Source organism: Pelomonas sp. Root1444, assembly GCF_001426885.1.
Classification (GTDB): domain Bacteria; phylum Pseudomonadota; class Gammaproteobacteria; order Burkholderiales; family Burkholderiaceae_C; genus Pelomonas.
Genome location: NZ_LMFP01000011.1, coordinates 379,384 through 395,585, shown reverse-complemented (window position 1 = coordinate 395,585; position 16,202 = coordinate 379,384). Strand labels below are relative to the sequence as shown.

Here is a 16,202-nt window from a genome sequence, read left to right as displayed (position 1 = left end):
CCATCGTCGCCCGCGCTCACGCCCAGCGCCAGTCGGATTGACGAGGGGTTTTGCAGACTGTCCTTAGGAAAGTTGATTCTTTGAGTGCTGGATCGGTGATTGCATTCGCAAGACTGAACAGGGATAAATTTTTCTTCTTTCCCGTTTGTGCTGGGTCGGTTATCCGCGCAATCTTAAGAAGAGTTCTTTCCCATAAGCTGTCTTGAACGATGCGAAAAAAGTGTGCCGCTGCCTTGTTGAGCAGATCTATGCGCCCAGGGTTGGTGCCGAACAGCGATACAAATTCCTGCCAGTCACTGAATAAACGACCGGCTTCTTGCCAAAGTTCGCTGTAGACAGCCCCAAGCTCGTCACCCATGACGGCGATGTGGTTCAGCTTTATTTCTTCGGCAGTGCGTTCCATCGGTGTCGGCCTTTTAGCCAGATGTGCTTTCTGCTTAATCCAGCCCGGGCGTGGAATAGCGCGATCAATTGATGTCTTGCCAGCCTATTGCGGGCCCACGCAACGATAGGGTGCCGGTCGGAGCATCGCGCCAATCGCGCTGCGCTTCAAAGCCTCACCGGCCCCACCGCGTCCCCACCCGACACCGCCGCCCGCGCCTGCTGCTGCCGCACCCGGTCCACATAGCCCTCGGCCCGCTGCAACTGCGCCTCGATAAGCTTGTTGTTCGCCCCCATCGTCGCAATCGCCTTGGAGCGGAAGTTGTCCATCGCGTCCATGGCCTGGAAGGTCTGGTCGAACATGGACTGGATCTGCTCGATGCCCAGCATGGGGTTGGACGCGAACTCGGCCGTCTGGTCGACGTGCTGGTTCAGCGCCTGGCCGGTCTGGTTGATGAGGTTGCCGATGGTCGAGTTGACGCCCTGCAGCATCTTCATGACCTCGATCTGGTTGCCGGTGGCGCGCGCCACCGTCTGCGCCACGGCCAGCGCGCTCATGCCGGTGGTGGCGACGCGGTCGCAGCCGATCATCATTTCGCGGCCGGTCTTCTTCAGCACGTCCAGGGCCAGGTAGCCATTCACGCAGACGGCCTGCTGGGTCTGGATGTCGGCGAGGTTCTGGCGCGCGTAGAACAGCACCTCCTGCTCCAGCGCCTTGGCCTTGATCGGGTCGGTCGCCTGTAGCGCCTGCACGCGCTCGGCCAGCCGCGTGTCCAGCGTGCGGGCAAAGCGCGCGGCGGCCGCGAGGGACTGCATCGCCTCCCACAGCTTGCCGCGCGTGGCCTCGATGTCGATGACTCCCTTCTGGATGCCGTCCTTGGCCGCGTAGAGCTGCGTCATGCTGGTCTGCAGCTGGCTGGCGGCGCTCTCGAACTTGCGGAAGTAGGCCTCCAGCTTGTTGCCGAACGGGATGAGGCCGAGCAGCTTGCGCGGCTGCAGCAGGTCGCCGTCCTTGCCGGGGTTGAGCTCGTCCAACTGGCCGCGGATGGCGGCGATGGCCTTGTAGGCGGGCGTATCCGTCGCGCCGACGAAGTTGCGCTGCATCAGGCTGCCCTGCATCAGGTTGGCGGCGATGCTGATCTCTTGCCGGCCGAGTTGGAAGGCGCTGTCGAGCTTGGCCTTGAAGGGCTCGCTGTGCAGGTCTTCCTTCTCCAGCGCGTCGATGAAGCGGCGCACCTGCTCGTCCACCTGGCTGGCGATCTCGGGCTTGAGCGGCACGGCCTCGACGGCTTGCACGGGCTCGACGGGCGTGATGACTTCGGGGGCGGTCAGCGTGAAGGCGGGTTGGGTGGTGGTGTCGCTCATGGTGTCTTGGCTCCGAACTTTTGCTTCAGGAATTCGCTGTGGCGCAGGAAGGCCTGGGCGTCCTGCCCGGCGAGGTCGTCGCCCAGCTGCTCGACCTTGGCCTCCAGCTCGGTCAGCACGCCCTCGAAGGTGGCCTGGGCCGTCATGCCGTTGCTGAGCAGCTTCTTCGTCGCGAACTGCGGCGGGATGCTGAGGTAGGTGTTTAGTGCATCGGGCAGGTAGCTGATGGCGATGTGGCGGGCGTGGAAGCTCTCCTGCAGCGGCAGTTGGCCCTTGCTGCGCTCCCACTGGTCGAGCAGGCTTTCGAGCTTGCTGCACAGCTGCTGGATTCGCGTGGCCAGCGGGCCGGGGATGCGGTTGCCGGGGTTGTGCTCGGTGAGGCGTCGCACGCCGGACAGCGCGCGTCCCATGGCGTCGCGGGCATCGCCTTCGTCCTTGAACTCCAGCGCCTCCCACTCGGCTTCCTTGAAGCTGGGCCAGCCCCACCACATGGCGCCGACGATAAGGCCGCCGACGTAGCCGAGTGCTGCGACACCCAGCCCCAGGCCGCCGAGCAGGCCGAGCGCCTTCAGCACCAGCACGCCGGTCGCCGCGAGCAGGCCGCACCAGTTGGCCGGTGCGTTGAGCCATCGGAAGAGGGCGGTCATTGGTAGCTGCGGATGTCCTTGAACACGGCGTAGAGCGGCGTCTTGCGCGCGTCGAACACCTTGCCGCCGGTGATGCTCACCAGCTGCTTCAGGTCGCCTTCCGCCGCATCGCCGTAGAGCACCATGAAGACGGGGATGCCGCGCACGTCCTCGGGCAGCTGCTCGTAGGCCTGCTTGAAGGCGTCGAGGTTGCGGCCCACGGTGTTCTTGCCGTCGGTGAAGGCGACGACGGAGTACTGGTAGTCGGGCTTGAGCTTGCGCTGCTCCAGCATGTGGTTGAGCGCCGCCAGCACGGCGTCGTACAGCGCGGTGCCACCGGCCATGCGCAGGTTGTCCGCCGCGTCGCGCACGCGTTGCAGCTCGGCCTTCTTGGCATCGGTGTCGGCCTGCGGCGCCACACCCTTGCGCACCGGGCTGCCCGACGGAATCTCGAACAGCACGGGCTCGCGCGGCCGGTCGCTGAAGGGCAGGAACCACAGCTTCTCGCGGTTGGTCAGCTTGGCGACGCGGCCGGTCAGCGACACGTCGGCGCCGGCCAGGTAGTGGATGGCCTCGACGAGTTGCTCGCGCCGCTGGCCCTGCATGCTGCCGCTGGTGTCGAGCACGAAGGTGCTCGCGATGGGCTTGCGGAATTCGTTGAGATAGGCGTCGATGAGGCCGTCGGCGAGCTGGCGGTCGGGCGAGAAGGGCAGTTCCACCTGGAATCCGCGCGGCGGCAGGATGTCTGCCACCTGGGCCGCCAGCTCGGCCTTCATGGGGCGGCGCAACGTCTGGCGCGCCAGCCACAGCTGAGCCGCATCGCCCTTCAGGTACTCGACGACCTTCTGGTAGTCCGCCCGCCGTGCGTCGTTCAGCAACATGAACGGGTAGTCGGCCGTCGTCACGCCTTCGAACGGGTAGATTAGGTGCAGCTTCTCGCGCAGCTTGCCGCTGGCGTTCAGCGTCAGCAGCCAGCTCTCGTAGTTGATGAAGGCGTTGGCGCGCGTGCCCTGCAGCTTGGTGAACTGCTCGGCGAGGTACGTGGAGTTGTCGCCGACGATCTTGTAGCCCGTGAGGAAGTCGGAGATGGCCTGGCGGTCCACGTCGGCGGCCGTCAGGGCCTCGCCCTTGCCGCCGGCTGCGGCGACCACGCCCAGCAGCGCCATGAAGCCCTGGTTGCTCGTCGCCGGGTTGCTCAGCGCATAGCGCAGCTCGCCGCGCTTGGCGGCCTTGGTGATGTCGGCCCAGGTGAGCTTGGCGTCGGGCTTGTTCCAGCCGTAGCGCGCCGCGTCGCTTTCGCTGACGCCCACGGCCATCGGCGACAGCATGATCTTTTCCTGCAGTTTCACGCGGCCCTGGCCGGCGGCGTCGCTGAGCAGGTACTTCGCATTGGCGAACCAGGCGGCGTCGGCCTGCGAGCCGCTCAGCACCTCCTGCGTGCTTTCCATCGTGCCGCCGAAGCGGAACTTCACCGCCACGCCGGTCGCGGCTTCGATCTGCGCGGCCAGGGGCTCGATGTCCTTGAGGTCGCTGGTGGCCAGCACGTTCAGAGTGGTCTTCGGCGCCGGCGGCGCGCTGGGCGCAGCGGCAGGTTCCTCACGCTTGCCGCAGGCGGCCAGCGTCAGCGCGAGGACGAGCAAAGCAAGGCGTCGCTTCATTGGTTCATCTCCCGGCTGACGATGTCGATCATTTCGAACATGAGGTCGAAGCTCGGCGGGTCCACCACCTGCCGCAACTGCGCGTCCACGGCCAACCCCGCCTGCTTCGCCGTGGCGGCGAATGCGGCGGGGTCACCCGTGCGGAAGCCCTGTTCCAGTGCCACGGCCTGCAGCTCCTTGCTGGTGGCCAGCAGCTCGGCCAGCTTCTTGCCGCGCTCCGTCATCGCGACGACGACGAGCTTGTTGACGATGGTCGGCTGCGGGTACATCAGCACCATCTCCGGCCGCAGGCTGCCGCCGGCCTTCTGCGCCTGGCCGAGCATCTGTTGCTCGTAGATGAAGGCCATGGGCGTCTTGCCCATGCCGATGGAGAGGTAGTCGTCGAAGGCGCCGTTGACGTAGTTCTCCTGGAAGCCCTGGCGCTTGAACAGCTCCGCCAGCTTCTGCGCCAGCGCCTGGCCCTGCGCGCGGTCGCTGACGACTTCCCCGTTGAGCGCCTGCGACGTGAGCGCGAGGTACATCGCCGCCGAGTTGCTGCGCCGGATGTCCGTCGTCGACACCAGCACGCTGCGCGACACGGCGTACTCGCCGCTGTCCTTCAGGTCGCGCCAGCGCTTCTTGGCCAGCATCGCCTCCGTCAGCTTCTCCATGTCCAGCCCGTAGACCTTGGGCGCGATCGGCTTGGCCATCTGGTTGGCCACCAGGATCTTGGCCACCGGCTCCCACGAGGCCACCACCAGCGGCGAGTGGAAGGGCGAGCTTTGCGTGGCCGGCTTGTTGGCCTTGCGCGCGGCGTCCAGGATCATGTTCGCGGCGACCACGCCGCTGGCCAGGAAGAAGTCGGGCGCCTCGTCCAGCTTGGCTGCCATGTCGCGGCTGCCCACACGCACCGCCTGCACCGGCAGGCGTTGCCGGGCCAGCAGCTTCGTGACGCGCTCGTCCTTGAAGAAGGGCTCCACGTCCACCGCGATCAGGCCTTTCAGCGGCGCGGTCTGGGCCACCGCGGACTGCTCATGCTCGAGCGCCTGGGTCTGCTGGTTGCTGCGCAGCGCATAGAAGAGCGCGCTGCCGAACACGGCCAGCACGATGAGCGTGCCGGCGATGCGCTTGGGGTTGTTCATTGGGCTTTTCGGCCTCCTGCCGCTGTTCTGTCTCACGACAGGTGCGGAGTGTGCCCCCTTCGAGGGCACAGCCAAAAGTCAGGCGGCGTCAGGAATTACGTGAGGAATTGATTGAGGGTTCCTCATCCGTCTGCGCGTTGCTTGCCCACCGCTCCCGCGGCAGGCTTGCTGGTTTTTTACTTCTCGACGAACGCCCGCTCGATGACGTAGTCGCCCGGCGTCGTCGTGCTGCCTTCCTTGAAGCCGCGGATCTCCAGCATCTCCTGCATGTCCTTCAGCAGCGCCGGGCTGCCGCACAGCATGATGCGGTCGTTCTCCGGGTCCAGCGGCGGCAGGCCCAGGTCGGCCTGCAGCTTGCCGGTCTGGATCAGGTCGGTGATGCGGCCCATGTTCTTGTAGGGCTCGCGCGTCACCGTGGGGTAGTACAGCAGCTGCTCGCTGGCGAACTCGCCCAGGAACTCGTGCTGGTGCAGGTCCACCGTGAGGTGGTCGTGGTACGCCAGCTCGGCCACCTCGCGCACGCCATGCACGATGACGACCTTCTCGAAGCGCTCGTACGTGACCGGGTCGCGCACGATGCTGATGAAGGGCGCCAGGCCCGTGCCGCTGCCCAGCAGGTAGAGGTTCTTGCCCGGCAGCAGGTAGTCGATCAGCAGCGTGCCCGTGGGCTTGCGGCCGACGATGATCTTGTCGCCGGGCTTGATGTGCTGCAGTTTGGAGGTCAGCGGGCCGTCCGGCACCTTGATGCTCAGGAACTCCAGCTGCTCCTCGTAGTTGGCGCTGACGATGCTGTAGGCGCGCAGCAGCGGTTTCCCGTTCTCGCCCTTGAGGCCGATCATCGTGAAATGGCCGTTGGAGAAACGCAGCGCCTGGTCGCGCGTCGTCGTGAAGCTGAACAGGCGGTCGGTCCAGTGGTGGACGGTCAGGACGGTCTCTTCGTGGAAGGCACTCATGGGGCGGTGATCGTAGAGGGTTAACCCCGTGATTTTCGCCGGGATATGGGCCGCCGCCGTCACCAAAGGGTCAAGCAGTCGCGTGGGCGGCCTTCGTCCCACTTCCAGCCGGCATGCGCCTGGCCCCTCCCGGGGCCAGGCGGCAAGGTCAGCGCACCACCAGGAAGTACTGGATGCCGCTCGCCTGGGCTTCGTTGCTGCCCGTCTGCACCACGCTCACGCGCTTGTCGTCGCTGGCGTGGAAGACCGCCAGGCCGTAAGACTGCGAACCACCGATCACCGGCAGGCGGATGTCGCCCGCAGGGAACAGCAGCGAGCCGGAAAAGCGCTTCAGCACTTCGGGATACTGGGTCGGGTTGCCGCTGCTGACGGCCAGGGCCACGGCTTCGGTGGCCGTGGTGCTGTGGCTGACCGAGAACACCGCGCTGCCCAGCGTACCGGTGTACTGGAAGTCAGACGTCCGGAAGTAGGTGCCACCAGAGGTGAACAGCAGGGCGTCATCGCCCGAGAGCCACAGCGGCGCCGTCGCATAGTTGGTGTACGAGCCCTGGCCGCCGGTGCCGCTCAAGCTGCCGCTGGTGGCGTTCACGCCGGTCCAGGACAGCGATTGGAACGAGTCGCTCAGCGTGTAGAGCCGGCCCTGTGATTCCGACATCACGCCGCGCAGGGTGCCGTAGCTGCTGCTGTAGAGACCGCCGGTGGCGATGATGGCGCCGGTGCGCCCGTTGATGGCGGAGACGGCACCGGACCAGGAGTTCGACGCGCCGGCCACAAACACGACGCCGCTGTTGGCCGTGAACACCTCGGTCTGCGAGCCCGCCGTAATGCTGGTGTTCAGCAATGTGCCCGTCACGACGTCAACCAGACTGACGGCGCCCTCGTGCATCACGCCCGCTAGGCGGCCGTCAGCCGACAGCGACAGGGCCTTGACCGTCGTGGGCAGGGCGATGGCCACATCGGTGCCGGCAGCGGGATCGACAAGGTGCAGCTGGTTCGGATTGATGGAGACGACCACCAACTTGTTCTGCGACTTGCTGAAGCGCATCTGCAACGGCTTGTAGGCCAGCGGCACGGTGCCAGCGGTGGCGCTCAGCACGGTGATGCTGACCCCCGATACGGCGCTGACCTGACCGTCCGTCACCGTGACGGAGGCGTAGTAGCTGCCGGGCACGTCCGGTGCGAAGTTCAGCGTGGCGCTGTTCGGCGCGCCGATGCTGGCGACAGAGCCGGTCGGCCGGGTGTCCAGCGCCCATTGGTAGCTCAGTGTGCCGGAGGTGTTGGTGCTGTAGCTGCTGGCAGCCGATGCCGTGATGCTGCCGCCTTGAAGCACCATCGCCTGGCTGCGGTCGAGCACCACCACCGGTGGGCGGTTGCCCACCTCCACGCTGGCCGACTGCACGGCGCGCAGGCCTGCGGCATTGGTCACCGTCAACGTGGCCGAGTAGCGGCCATCCTTGTCGGGGGTGAAGCTCGGCGTGGCGGTGGCGGCATCGGTCAGCGTGGCGGTGCTGCCCGCCGGCCGGGTGTCCAGCACCCAGCTGTAGGTCAGCGCGCCGCCAGCCGGGTCCTGGCTGCCCGAGCCGCGCAGCGTGATGGCGCTGCCGACGGCGGCGACATAGCTGGGGCCAACGGCCTGGGCCACGGGCGCGGCGCTGGCGGTCACGATCGCGACAGGCCCGAAGTCGGCCTTGACGATCACCCGATGCACGGCGGACGCGCCGGTGGTGCGGTCCACGACCGTGTACTGCAGCGTGTACGTGCCGGGGGCGTCCGGCACGAAACTGACGGCCCAAGGCGACACGGTGGTCAGCTGCGCCAGCGCGCTGGAGTAAGGCTTGCCCGCGACCGCCCAGGTGCCTTCGCTGTTGTAGGACGTGTAGCTGCCGGCGTCCAACGACACGATGTTGCCCACGGCGGCATCGAGACTGCTGTTGGCGATCACGGTAGACACGCTGGTCGACACGGCCATCGTCGGCGCGAGCGCGGCCGCATCGAAGGTGTGCACCGAATCCGCATACAGGCCGGACGGCGATGTGGCCCGCACACGAACCTGGTACGCGCCGACGATGTCGGGCGTCAGGCGAGCCGCAGCGCCGGTGGCGACCAGCGCGGCCGTGCTGCCGGCCGGTGCCGACAGCAGCGAGAACGCCAACGTCACCGGGCCGCCGTTGGCGTCGGTGCTGCCGGTGCCATCCAGGGCAATGACCGACCCCACCGACATGGACTGCGTGGGGCGGGTGTTCACAGGGCCGGCGAAGTTCACCGACGCGTTCACGTTGACGACGGGTACGGCCGCGGTGACCGTCACCGGCATCACCGTGCTCGCGGTCATGCCGTTGGCGCCGACCTGCAGCGTGAACTGATAGCTGCCAGCCACGTCGGGCGCGAACGTGGCCGTCGCGGTCGTCGCGTTCTGCAGCGCGGCGGTGCTGCCGGCTGGCTTGGTGGTCACCGTCCACAGGTAGCTGGTGACGCCGCCAGAGACGGACGTGCTGCCGGTGCCGTCGAGCGTGAGGGTGCTGCCTACGGGGGCCTGCACCGTCGCATTGCTCGTGGATGTGGCGGCCAACGCCGTCGCGCGGATGACGGCTGTCGGTGGGTCAACGGCTGCCGGCGTGGTGGACGGTGCATTTTCACCCCCGCCTCCGCCCCCGCAGGCACTCAAAGCCAGCAATGCAGCGGCCATACACGCAGCCGTGGCCGCGCGGCGAATCGTCTCGATCATGTTCACTCCCTGTACGCCGCGCCTTGAGCCAGGCTGGTCGGACGCGGATCTTATGAGCGCCCGGTCTCGCTTTGGCCGGCGACGCCCGCGTTTGAGGGGGCGGCCACATCGAGCATGCGCGCGCCTGGGCCTTCGTTGCGTTTGACGTCCAGCGGGTTGTAGAGCGCGCAGGCCTTCAGCGACAGGCAGCCGCAGCCGATGCAGCCGGTCAGCTTCGCGCGCAGGGCCTGCAAGGCTGCGATACGGGCGTCCAGCAACGGCGCCCAGCTGGCGGACAGCCGCGCCCAGTCGGCCTTGGTGGGCGTGCGGCCGTCGGGCAGCGTGGCCAGCGCCGCCTTGATCTGCGGCAACGTCAGCCCGACGTTTTGCGCCGCGCGGATGAAGGCGACACGGCGCAGCGCGTGGCGCGGGTACTGCCGGTGCCCGCCCGCGCTGCGGCTGCCGGCCAGCAGGCCCTCGGCTTCGTAAAAACGCAGGGCACTCGTCGCCACGCCGGCGCGCTGCGCCAGCTGGCCGATAGACAGCGGCGTGGGGCTTGACTTCAAGTTAACTTCAACTTTGAGCATGGCGGCCATGTTCCCACGACGGCGTTCCCGAGGTTGCCCATGCTGATGAAGACCACCACCGCCGCTGCGCCCGCCACGCTGGCGCAGCTGCATCACCTGCTCGACGCCGGCCAGGCGCTGTCCCCCACCTACCGCGGCCAGTTGAGCAACCACCTGCCGATGGCCCAGCAGGCGCTGCTGGCGCTTGGCGCCTCGGCGGCGCGGCTGCAGGCCTGGAGCGAAGGCCATGAGGCCATGCTGGAACCGCGCATCAGCGCCCGGCCGGCGCAAGTCGTCGCCGAACGCGACCTCGGACGGCCCGACAGCGATGCGGCCTGGCGCGCCTACTTCGCGGCGCGCATCGGTGAGCTCGGCTCCGGGGGCGCACTGCGCGAAGCCCTGGGCCTGCTGCTGCCCGGCGTCGGCGCCGCCGCCTTCCACGGCCTGATCCGCACCGGCCATGCCGTGCTCGCCGGCCACGAGAGGGAACTGGCCGCCGGCCTGGCCCATTGGGCCGCCTGTTTCATGCCGCTGCCCGCGGCGCCCCACGCCGGCGCGCCGCTTGCGCTGGCCGACTGGCTGCACGCATTGGCCGAACTGCCTCGTCCGGCCTACCCGCCCGGCAGCCTCATCAGCGGCCGCATGCAGGCCTGGGCCGGCACTGCCGGCTTTGCCGCTGTTGCCGGGCGCCTGCACCATGGCCCTGACGCGTTGCGCGCCCTGGCATTGCTGGCCGCGCGCACCTATGCCGCGAGTGGCGATTTCACCGTGCTGCACCTGCTGACGGCCAGCCATGCGATGAGCGTGCTGCAGCCCTGGTGGCCGACGCCCGACCTGCCACGAGCTTTCAGCGTCGCTGCGGCTGCGGGCCTGCTGGCCAGCAGCGCGGCGCCCGCATCGGCACTGGACCGGTTGCCGAGCCGCCCTTGGCCGGCGCTGATCTCCGCCGCCTGCGATCAGGACGATGCCCATGTCATCAAGATCACCCATGCCGCCTGGCGCCTGGGCCGCCGCTGGCCCGACCCGGCCTGGCGTCGCGCGGTCGAGCGCGCCATCCATTTTGATGGAGGATGAATTCCAGTAAACTGGATTGCATGGCGAACGACAACATCACCGAACTCATCGGCCGGCGCTTGCACGAGCTGCGCGCCGCAGCTGGCCTGTCATTGGACGCGCTGGCGAACAAAAGCGGCGTCAGCCGCTCCAACATTTCGCTGATCGAGCGCGGCCAGAGCAGCCCGACGGCGGTGGTGCTGGACAAGCTCTCGTCGGCGCTGGGCGTCAGCGTCGCGTCGATGTTTGAGGCCGGTCCTGCGCCGGCTGCGCCCTCACCGCTGGCGCGCGTGGCCGACCAGCCCGTCTGGGACGACCCCGCCTCCGGCTACCGCCGCCGCAACGTGTCGCCGCCGGGCGTGTCGCCGCTGCAACTGGTGGACGTCATCTTCCCGGCCGGCCAGCGCGTGGCCTTCGAGACCTCGGAGCGCGACGCTGACATCCACCAGCTGGTCTGGATGATCGACGGCGTCATGGAGATCGCCCACGGCAAGGACGTCTGGCAGCTCAACCCCGGCGACTGCCTGGCCATGCGGCTGGATGCGCCCATCCGCTTCCACAACCCCGGCGCCAAGCCGGCGCGCTACCTTGTCGCGTTGACCGGTGCCGTGTCATGGCGCTGAGCATCGTCACGCTGGACCCCGAGCATGCCGACGCACGCGTGCTGCTGGATGAACTCTCGGCGGCGTTGCAGGCCATCACCGGCGACAGCGGCCGCAGCGGCTTCGTGGCCGACGACGTGCGCGGCCCGCGCAGCCGCTTTGTCGTCGCGCGGGATGCCGACGGCCATGCGATCGGTTGCGGCGCGCTGCGGCCGCTGCAGGACGGTGTGGCCGAGCTCAAACGCATGTATGCAAAGACCGGTGGCCGGGGCACCGGCGCCGCGGTGCTGGCCCACCTGGAGGCAACGGCCCGCGCGCTCGGCTACCGCGCGGTGTGGCTGGAGACGCGCGCCGTGAACACCCGCGCCGTGGCCTTCTACGAGCGCCATGGCTACCGGCGGATCGACAACTTCGGCCGCTACGCGGGCAACGCGGCGGCCCTGTGTTTTGGCAAGGAGTTGGGCATGACGACGAGCACCATCCGGGAACTCGACGGCGCCGAGGCGCTGGCACGAGTGGGCGAACTGGCCGAGGTGCTGCGCGACTGCGTGGAGGGCGGCGCGTCGGTCGGCTTCATGCTGCCGCTGGCCGAGGGGCGGCCGGAAGCCTTCTGGCGCCGTGTTGCCGGAGGCGTCGCGGCCGGTGAGCGCCACCTCTTCGTCGCCGAGGACGAGACCGGCCGCATCTGCGGCACGCTGTCCCTCGTCGTCGACATGCCCGACAACCAGCCGCACCGGGCGGACGTGAGCAAGATGCTCGTGCACCGGCGCGCACGGCGCCAGGGCATGGCCGAGCGGCTGCTGAAAGCGCTGGAGGCCAAGGCGCGCGAACTCGGCAAGACGACGCTGGTGCTGGACACCGTCACCGGCAGCGATGCGTCGCGGGTCTATGAGCGGCAGGGCTGGCAGAAGGCGGGGGATATTCCGAACTACGCGTTGATGCCGGACGGGCCGTTTTGCTCGACGACCTACTATTTCAAGCAGATCTGACCCTTCGTGCCCGAGGCCTCATCGTGGAAAAGCTGCTTTTTGCCCTGGATGTGGACGATGGATGGCCGCCTGTCGCCGCTGAGGGTGTTTGGTGTGAGCGAGATGGAGAGCTGTACTCGCTCAAGAACGTTCCGCTCTTCATCCGCGGCTTGGCGGTCGGCGATGTTTTTCGAGCCCAGCCCGATCCAGTCAACGGACAGATCTTCGAGTTTGAACTCGTGCGACCGGCTGGCCATTCAGTGGTCTGGGTGTTGAACAACGATGGCCTTGACTTCTCGCGGCCGGAGAAATGCCTGCTCGAACTCGGGTGTTCTTTGGCAAGCTTCGAGAAGTTCTCGATGTTTGCAGTCGATGTGCCGGCCGACGTCCAGTGCGATGAAATCAACGCGATGGTTGATTCGCTCGAAGAAGCAGGCTTTGCATTGGCGTTCCCTGTTTGGAGGCACGAAGCTGCGTAGCGCGTGTGAGAGAGCGCCCTACCTGAACCCAATCCCCCGCCGCTCCCGCACCTCCGGCTTCGCGCGATGTTCCGCCTCCAGCTGCGCCAGGAACTCATCCGGCGTGAAGGCCTCGCCCAGGATCTCGACCTGGTTCCTCACGGCCGCGAAGTCGCCGTGCGTCAGGCAATCCAGCGCCGCCAATCGTGAGTGCTGCTCATCGTCCGGCGCGACACCCGCCTCACGCTCGAACATCGCCACCCGCTGCTCCGGCTTCAGCGCCTTGAACCTGATCTTGAACGCGAAGCGCCGCAGCGCCGCCTCGTCCAGGTCGTCGAAGAGGTTGGTCGTGCAGATGAACAGCCCGTTGAAGCGCTCCATGCCCGCCAGCATCTCGTTGACCTCGCTGACCTCGTAGTTGCGCTCGGCCCGCTTGCGGCTGCGCAGGAAACTGTCGGCCTCGTCCAGCAGCAGCACTGCCCCTTCGGCCTGCGCCGTCTCGAACATGCGCGCCATGTTCTGCTCGGTCTCGCCGACGAACTTGCTGGCGATGTCGCTGGCGCGCTTGACCATCAGCGGCCGGCTTAAGCGCTGCGCGATGTGCTCCGCCAGCGCGGTCTTGCCGCTGCCGGGCGGGCCGTAGAAGCACAGCTGGCCGCTGCCCTTGCGGCGCAGCGCCTCGACGATGCGAGGGATCTCGAAGCGGCTTTCGCAGTTCAGCAGCTCCAGCGCATAGCTCGTCACGCAGGGGCGCGCCAGGCTGATGTCGTCACGGCCCAGCGCCTTGTCGGCATTGGCAAGCTGGCGTTCGATCAGCTTCTCCGCCTCGTCGGCCGAACCGGCCAACTGAGCGAAGCGCACCGCGGTGCGGATCTGCGCCGGCGTCAGCCCGGGCCGCTCGGCCAGCTTGCCGACGAAGGCCTCACTGACGGTGATCTCGCCCAGCGACTTCGCCACCAGGCCGCGTCGCGCGCCGGGCGGTGGCGACTTCAATTCGAGGTGGTACTGGAAGCGCCGGCGGAAGGCCGGGTCGATCTGCTCGATGCGGTTGGTCACCCAGATCACCGGCACCGGGTTGGTCTCCAGGATCTGGTTGACCCAGGCCTTGCCGCTGACCGAGTTGCCCACACCGCCTTCGGCGCTGGCATCGAGCCGGCTGAGCAGCGATGCCGTGTCGCTGCTCAGCGGCGGGAACACGTCCTCCACTTCGTCGAACAGCAGCGCCACGTTGGCGCTGGCCTTCAGGAACACCTGGCTGATCTGCAGCGAGCGGTAGCGGTCGCGGCCGGACAGGGAGTTGCCGTCGCGGTCGGCGTACTCCACTTCGTACAGATCCAGCCCTGCTGCCGCGGCGGCCACCTTGGCCAGTTCGGTCTTGCCGGTGCCGGGCGGGCCGTACAGCAGCACGTTCACGCCGGTCGCGTGCGTCGCGACGGCGCGGCGCAACAGGCCTTGCAGCAGGTCCAGGTCTTCGACGACGAATTGGAAGTCGGCCGGCGCGAGCAGGCTGGGCGCGGCCGGCCGCGTGAAGACGGCCATCAGGTCGTGCGGGCCCTGGTACTCGCGCATCAGCACTGGCGGCAGTTGGTCGCTGACCTTCATCAGGTCGGCCAGGTCGGTGATGTTGTGCTCGGAGATCAGGTTCTCCACCATGCCGATGCGCTCCAGCCGCGAGCCGGCACGCAGCGCCTCGGCCACCTCGCGCTCATCGACGCCGGCGACCGCCGCGATGGCCGCAAAAGCCTCCTGCGCCGTGTTCACCTTGAACTCCACCAGCGCGCCGCGCAGCTCGCGCTGGTAACGTGCCAGCGTGCCGTACAGCAGGATGGCCCGCTCGGCGGGGTTGAGCTGCAGCAGCGTGCCGAGGGCCGCGATGTTCTTCTCGACCAGCGTGGACTCGCGCTTGAGCTGACGGTCCAGGTGCTCGCAGGTGGTGGCCAGCAAGGCCATCATGTCCTTGGGCGCGTCCTTGACGTATTCGTCGAGGTAGAAGAAGAGGGTGCCTTCGGAGAACGGCCCGCTCCACTGGCCGAAGCGGTCGAGGAAGGCTTCGTCGCTCAAGGCCTCATGGCCGCGCCACAGCTCGTTGCCTGCACAGCGCTGGGCCAGGTAGACGCGCAGCCTCTGCAGCACGCGCGTGGGCCAGACGAGGTGGCGGCCGGTGAAGGACAGCAGGCCGTTGAAGTCGCGCCGCAGGTTGAAGCGGCCGGCGTGTCTCACGGTCAGCGTCAGCACGAACTGCGAGCACATGCGGTCCAGCACCGGGGCGCTGTCCAGGCCGGGCGAAGGCAGCACCGGGCCGGGGGCTCGGGATGTCTGTGCGGCGGCTCGCTTCACCATTCGATGGGCTCCTTGCGCAGCCTGCAGCGGCCGCGCGGACCCATCTTGTATCAGGGTTGGGCGTCAATCAATGTAAGACCGCCCCCCAAGTGTTCAGTGCATCACGACCGGTTGCTGCCCCATGACGGCATAGCGCTCGATGAAGGCGTCGAGTTCGTCCTCCGACGGCTGGCCTTCGTCGATCAGGGCCTGCACGCCTTGCTGGAAGGATTCGGCCAGTGCGCCTTCGATGAAGATTTCCTTGCGGGCGAACTTGTCGACGATCTCGAAACCCCCGCGGTTCAGCTGCGGCCCGGCGGGCACGATCTGCGGCTCCGCGGTCGGCACGTCGAACTGGACGACGATGAAGCTGTCGGAGTTGTAGAGCATGTGCATGAAGTTCTCCTCTGGCTTCAGCTGCGGGTGGGGCCCGGTGTTTCAAGCCCCGGTCGGTTCAGATACTGGCAGAACGGGGTGCAAATCGGGTCATCCCATGCGCCGACAACGTGTAGGAAGCGTCAGGAGTTCACGTCGGCCAGCGTGATTTCGAAACCGCGCGTTTCGGGGTCGCCCTGGCGCAGGCGGACCGGCCAGTAGCCCCGTGCAGGGTCCAGCCAGAGCTCGATGCCGGGGTCGTAGGGCCCCAGCGGCTGGCGGCGCAGGTGCAGCGTGCCGCCGCCCGCCGATTCGGCGTCGACCGCCTCGAACACCCATTCGCGCAGCTCCCCGCGCACGCCCGCGACCCAGACGCGCCAGCGGCCACCCGGCGTGGGCGCCGCCTGCACCATGGCGGCGAGCTGCAACCACCAGGAGAGCCGGTCCTGCGCGCCCTCGGGAAGGTCGAGCCGGGCCGGGCTGGCCGAGAAGCTGATGCGCCGGCCCTCGGTGTCGAAGTTGACGGCCTGGCGGTCCTGCCCGCCGCGCTGCAGCGCAAAGCGCTCGGGCGCCAGGCCCGCGCCGCCGGTGCGGCCCAGGCTTTCCTGTGCCGGCAATGCGCGCTCGCCGATGCGGCGCGTCAGGCGCAGGCTGTAGCGGCCATCGGGTTGTGGCTGCCACTCCAGCAGCGCCTCGCCGTCCTGGCCGCCCTGGCGCAGCCGGTAGCGCCATGACGCCGGCCCGGCCAGGCGAAGCGGCGCATCGGGCGTCGCGGCCGGCGCATCCACCGCGGGCACCGGAGGTCGAGGGTTGAGGCGCTGCGACCGTGCCTGCGCCATCGGCAGGGCCGGCGGTGCCGGCTCGGGCAGCGCCACCGGCACCGCAGGCGGCGCCAGCCACGCGACCTCCACGGCCCGCGCCGGCCGCGCGGCCTCGTCGCGTGCGCGCCCGCCGCCCAGCAGCGCCGCATGCGCGAGCACGCTGGCCGCCAGCGCGAACAGGGCCGCACGGGGCGGTCGTGTCGGGAAGGACAGGGCGGCGCGCACCGCACAA

15 protein-coding genes and 1 pseudogene are annotated in these 16,202 nt (G+C 68.1%); 5 read left to right on the top strand and 11 right to left on the bottom strand.

All coding sequences use genetic code 11. The features are described from left to right. Positions 1–16 precede the first annotated feature (16 nt). The 8 genes from ASD35_RS27195 to soxR form a co-directional block, all read right to left on the bottom strand. Positions 17–403: a hypothetical protein gene (locus ASD35_RS27195; RefSeq protein WP_157275535.1), complete on the bottom strand. Its 387-nt coding sequence runs from the start codon at positions 401–403 to the stop codon at positions 17–19. Positions 404–549: 146 nt separating this feature from the next. Further along, on the bottom strand, positions 550–1,746 hold the full coding sequence (locus ASD35_RS13360) for a toxic anion resistance protein (protein WP_157275534.1): 1,197 nt from the start codon (positions 1,744–1,746) through the stop codon (positions 550–552). Beyond that, a complete protein-coding gene (locus ASD35_RS13355; RefSeq protein ID WP_056875418.1) occupies positions 1,743–2,393 on the bottom strand; it encodes a hypothetical protein in 651 nt (216 codons plus the stop codon). Before ASD35_RS13355 ends, ASD35_RS13360 begins: the two co-directional genes overlap by 4 nt. After that, positions 2,390–4,030 carry a VWA domain-containing protein gene (locus ASD35_RS13350; protein WP_056875417.1) on the bottom strand — a complete coding sequence of 547 codons (1,641 nt, stop codon included), beginning with the start codon at positions 4,028–4,030 and terminating at the stop codon, positions 2,390–2,392. The genes ASD35_RS13355 and ASD35_RS13350 overlap by 4 nt, the downstream gene beginning before the upstream one ends. Then, on the bottom strand, positions 4,027–5,151 hold the full coding sequence (locus ASD35_RS13345; RefSeq protein ID WP_056875416.1) for a hypothetical protein: 1,125 nt from the start codon (positions 5,149–5,151) through the stop codon (positions 4,027–4,029). The genes ASD35_RS13350 and ASD35_RS13345 overlap by 4 nt, the downstream gene beginning before the upstream one ends. Before the next feature lie 176 nt (positions 5,152–5,327). Then, entirely contained in the window at positions 5,328–6,104 is a 777-nt protein-coding gene (locus tag ASD35_RS13340; RefSeq protein WP_056875415.1) for a ferredoxin--NADP reductase, read from the bottom strand. 148 nt (positions 6,105–6,252) lie between these two features. Then, positions 6,253–8,643 carry a PKD domain-containing protein gene (locus tag ASD35_RS13335; RefSeq protein ID WP_157275533.1) on the bottom strand — a complete coding sequence of 797 codons (2,391 nt, stop codon included), beginning with the start codon at positions 8,641–8,643 and terminating at the stop codon, positions 6,253–6,255. Positions 8,644–8,879: 236 nt separating this feature from the next. After that, a complete protein-coding gene (gene soxR / locus ASD35_RS13330) occupies positions 8,880–9,374 on the bottom strand; it encodes a redox-sensitive transcriptional activator SoxR (RefSeq protein WP_235538341.1) in 495 nt (164 codons plus the stop codon). 60 nt (positions 9,375–9,434) lie between these two features. Between soxR and ASD35_RS13325 the strand changes: the two genes are divergently transcribed. The 5 genes and pseudogenes from ASD35_RS13325 to ASD35_RS26610 all read left to right on the top strand — a co-directional run bounded on the left by ASD35_RS13325 (position 9,435) and on the right by ASD35_RS26610 (position 12,476). Then, a complete protein-coding gene (locus ASD35_RS13325) occupies positions 9,435–10,448 on the top strand; it encodes a questin oxidase family protein (RefSeq protein WP_056875413.1) in 1,014 nt (337 codons plus the stop codon). After that, positions 10,445–11,050, top strand: a complete 606-nt coding sequence (locus ASD35_RS13320; protein ID WP_235538340.1) for a helix-turn-helix domain-containing protein — start codon at positions 10,445–10,447, stop codon at positions 11,048–11,050. Before ASD35_RS13325 ends, ASD35_RS13320 begins: the two co-directional genes overlap by 4 nt. Then, positions 11,041–11,415: pseudogene (locus tag ASD35_RS27790) on the top strand (GNAT family N-acetyltransferase); the annotation flags it as partial. The gene ASD35_RS13320 and the pseudogene ASD35_RS27790, both read left to right, overlap by 10 nt. A 78-nt stretch (positions 11,416–11,493) precedes the next feature. Then, positions 11,494–12,018, top strand: a complete 525-nt coding sequence (locus ASD35_RS27785) for a GNAT family N-acetyltransferase (protein ID WP_056875444.1) — start codon at positions 11,494–11,496, stop codon at positions 12,016–12,018. 23 nt (positions 12,019–12,041) lie between these two features. Beyond that, positions 12,042–12,476, top strand: a complete 435-nt coding sequence (locus ASD35_RS26610) for a DUF4265 domain-containing protein (RefSeq protein ID WP_162254458.1) — start codon at positions 12,042–12,044, stop codon at positions 12,474–12,476. Between the two features lie 18 nt (positions 12,477–12,494). Here ASD35_RS26610 and ASD35_RS13300 read toward each other — a convergent pair whose 3' ends face one another. The 3 genes from ASD35_RS13300 to ASD35_RS13290 all read right to left on the bottom strand — a co-directional run bounded on the left by ASD35_RS13300 (position 12,495) and on the right by ASD35_RS13290 (position 16,195). Continuing rightward, entirely contained in the window at positions 12,495–14,795 is a 2,301-nt protein-coding gene (locus tag ASD35_RS13300) for an ATP-binding protein (RefSeq protein ID WP_056875409.1), read from the bottom strand. 93 nt (positions 14,796–14,888) lie between these two features. Further along, positions 14,889–15,170, bottom strand: a complete 282-nt coding sequence (locus tag ASD35_RS13295) for a DUF3567 domain-containing protein (RefSeq protein WP_056875408.1) — start codon at positions 15,168–15,170, stop codon at positions 14,889–14,891. A gap of 122 nt (positions 15,171–15,292) precedes the next feature. After that, on the bottom strand, positions 15,293–16,195 hold the full coding sequence (locus tag ASD35_RS13290) for a hypothetical protein (protein WP_056875407.1): 903 nt from the start codon (positions 16,193–16,195) through the stop codon (positions 15,293–15,295). Between the last annotated feature and the right edge of the window lie 7 nt (positions 16,196–16,202).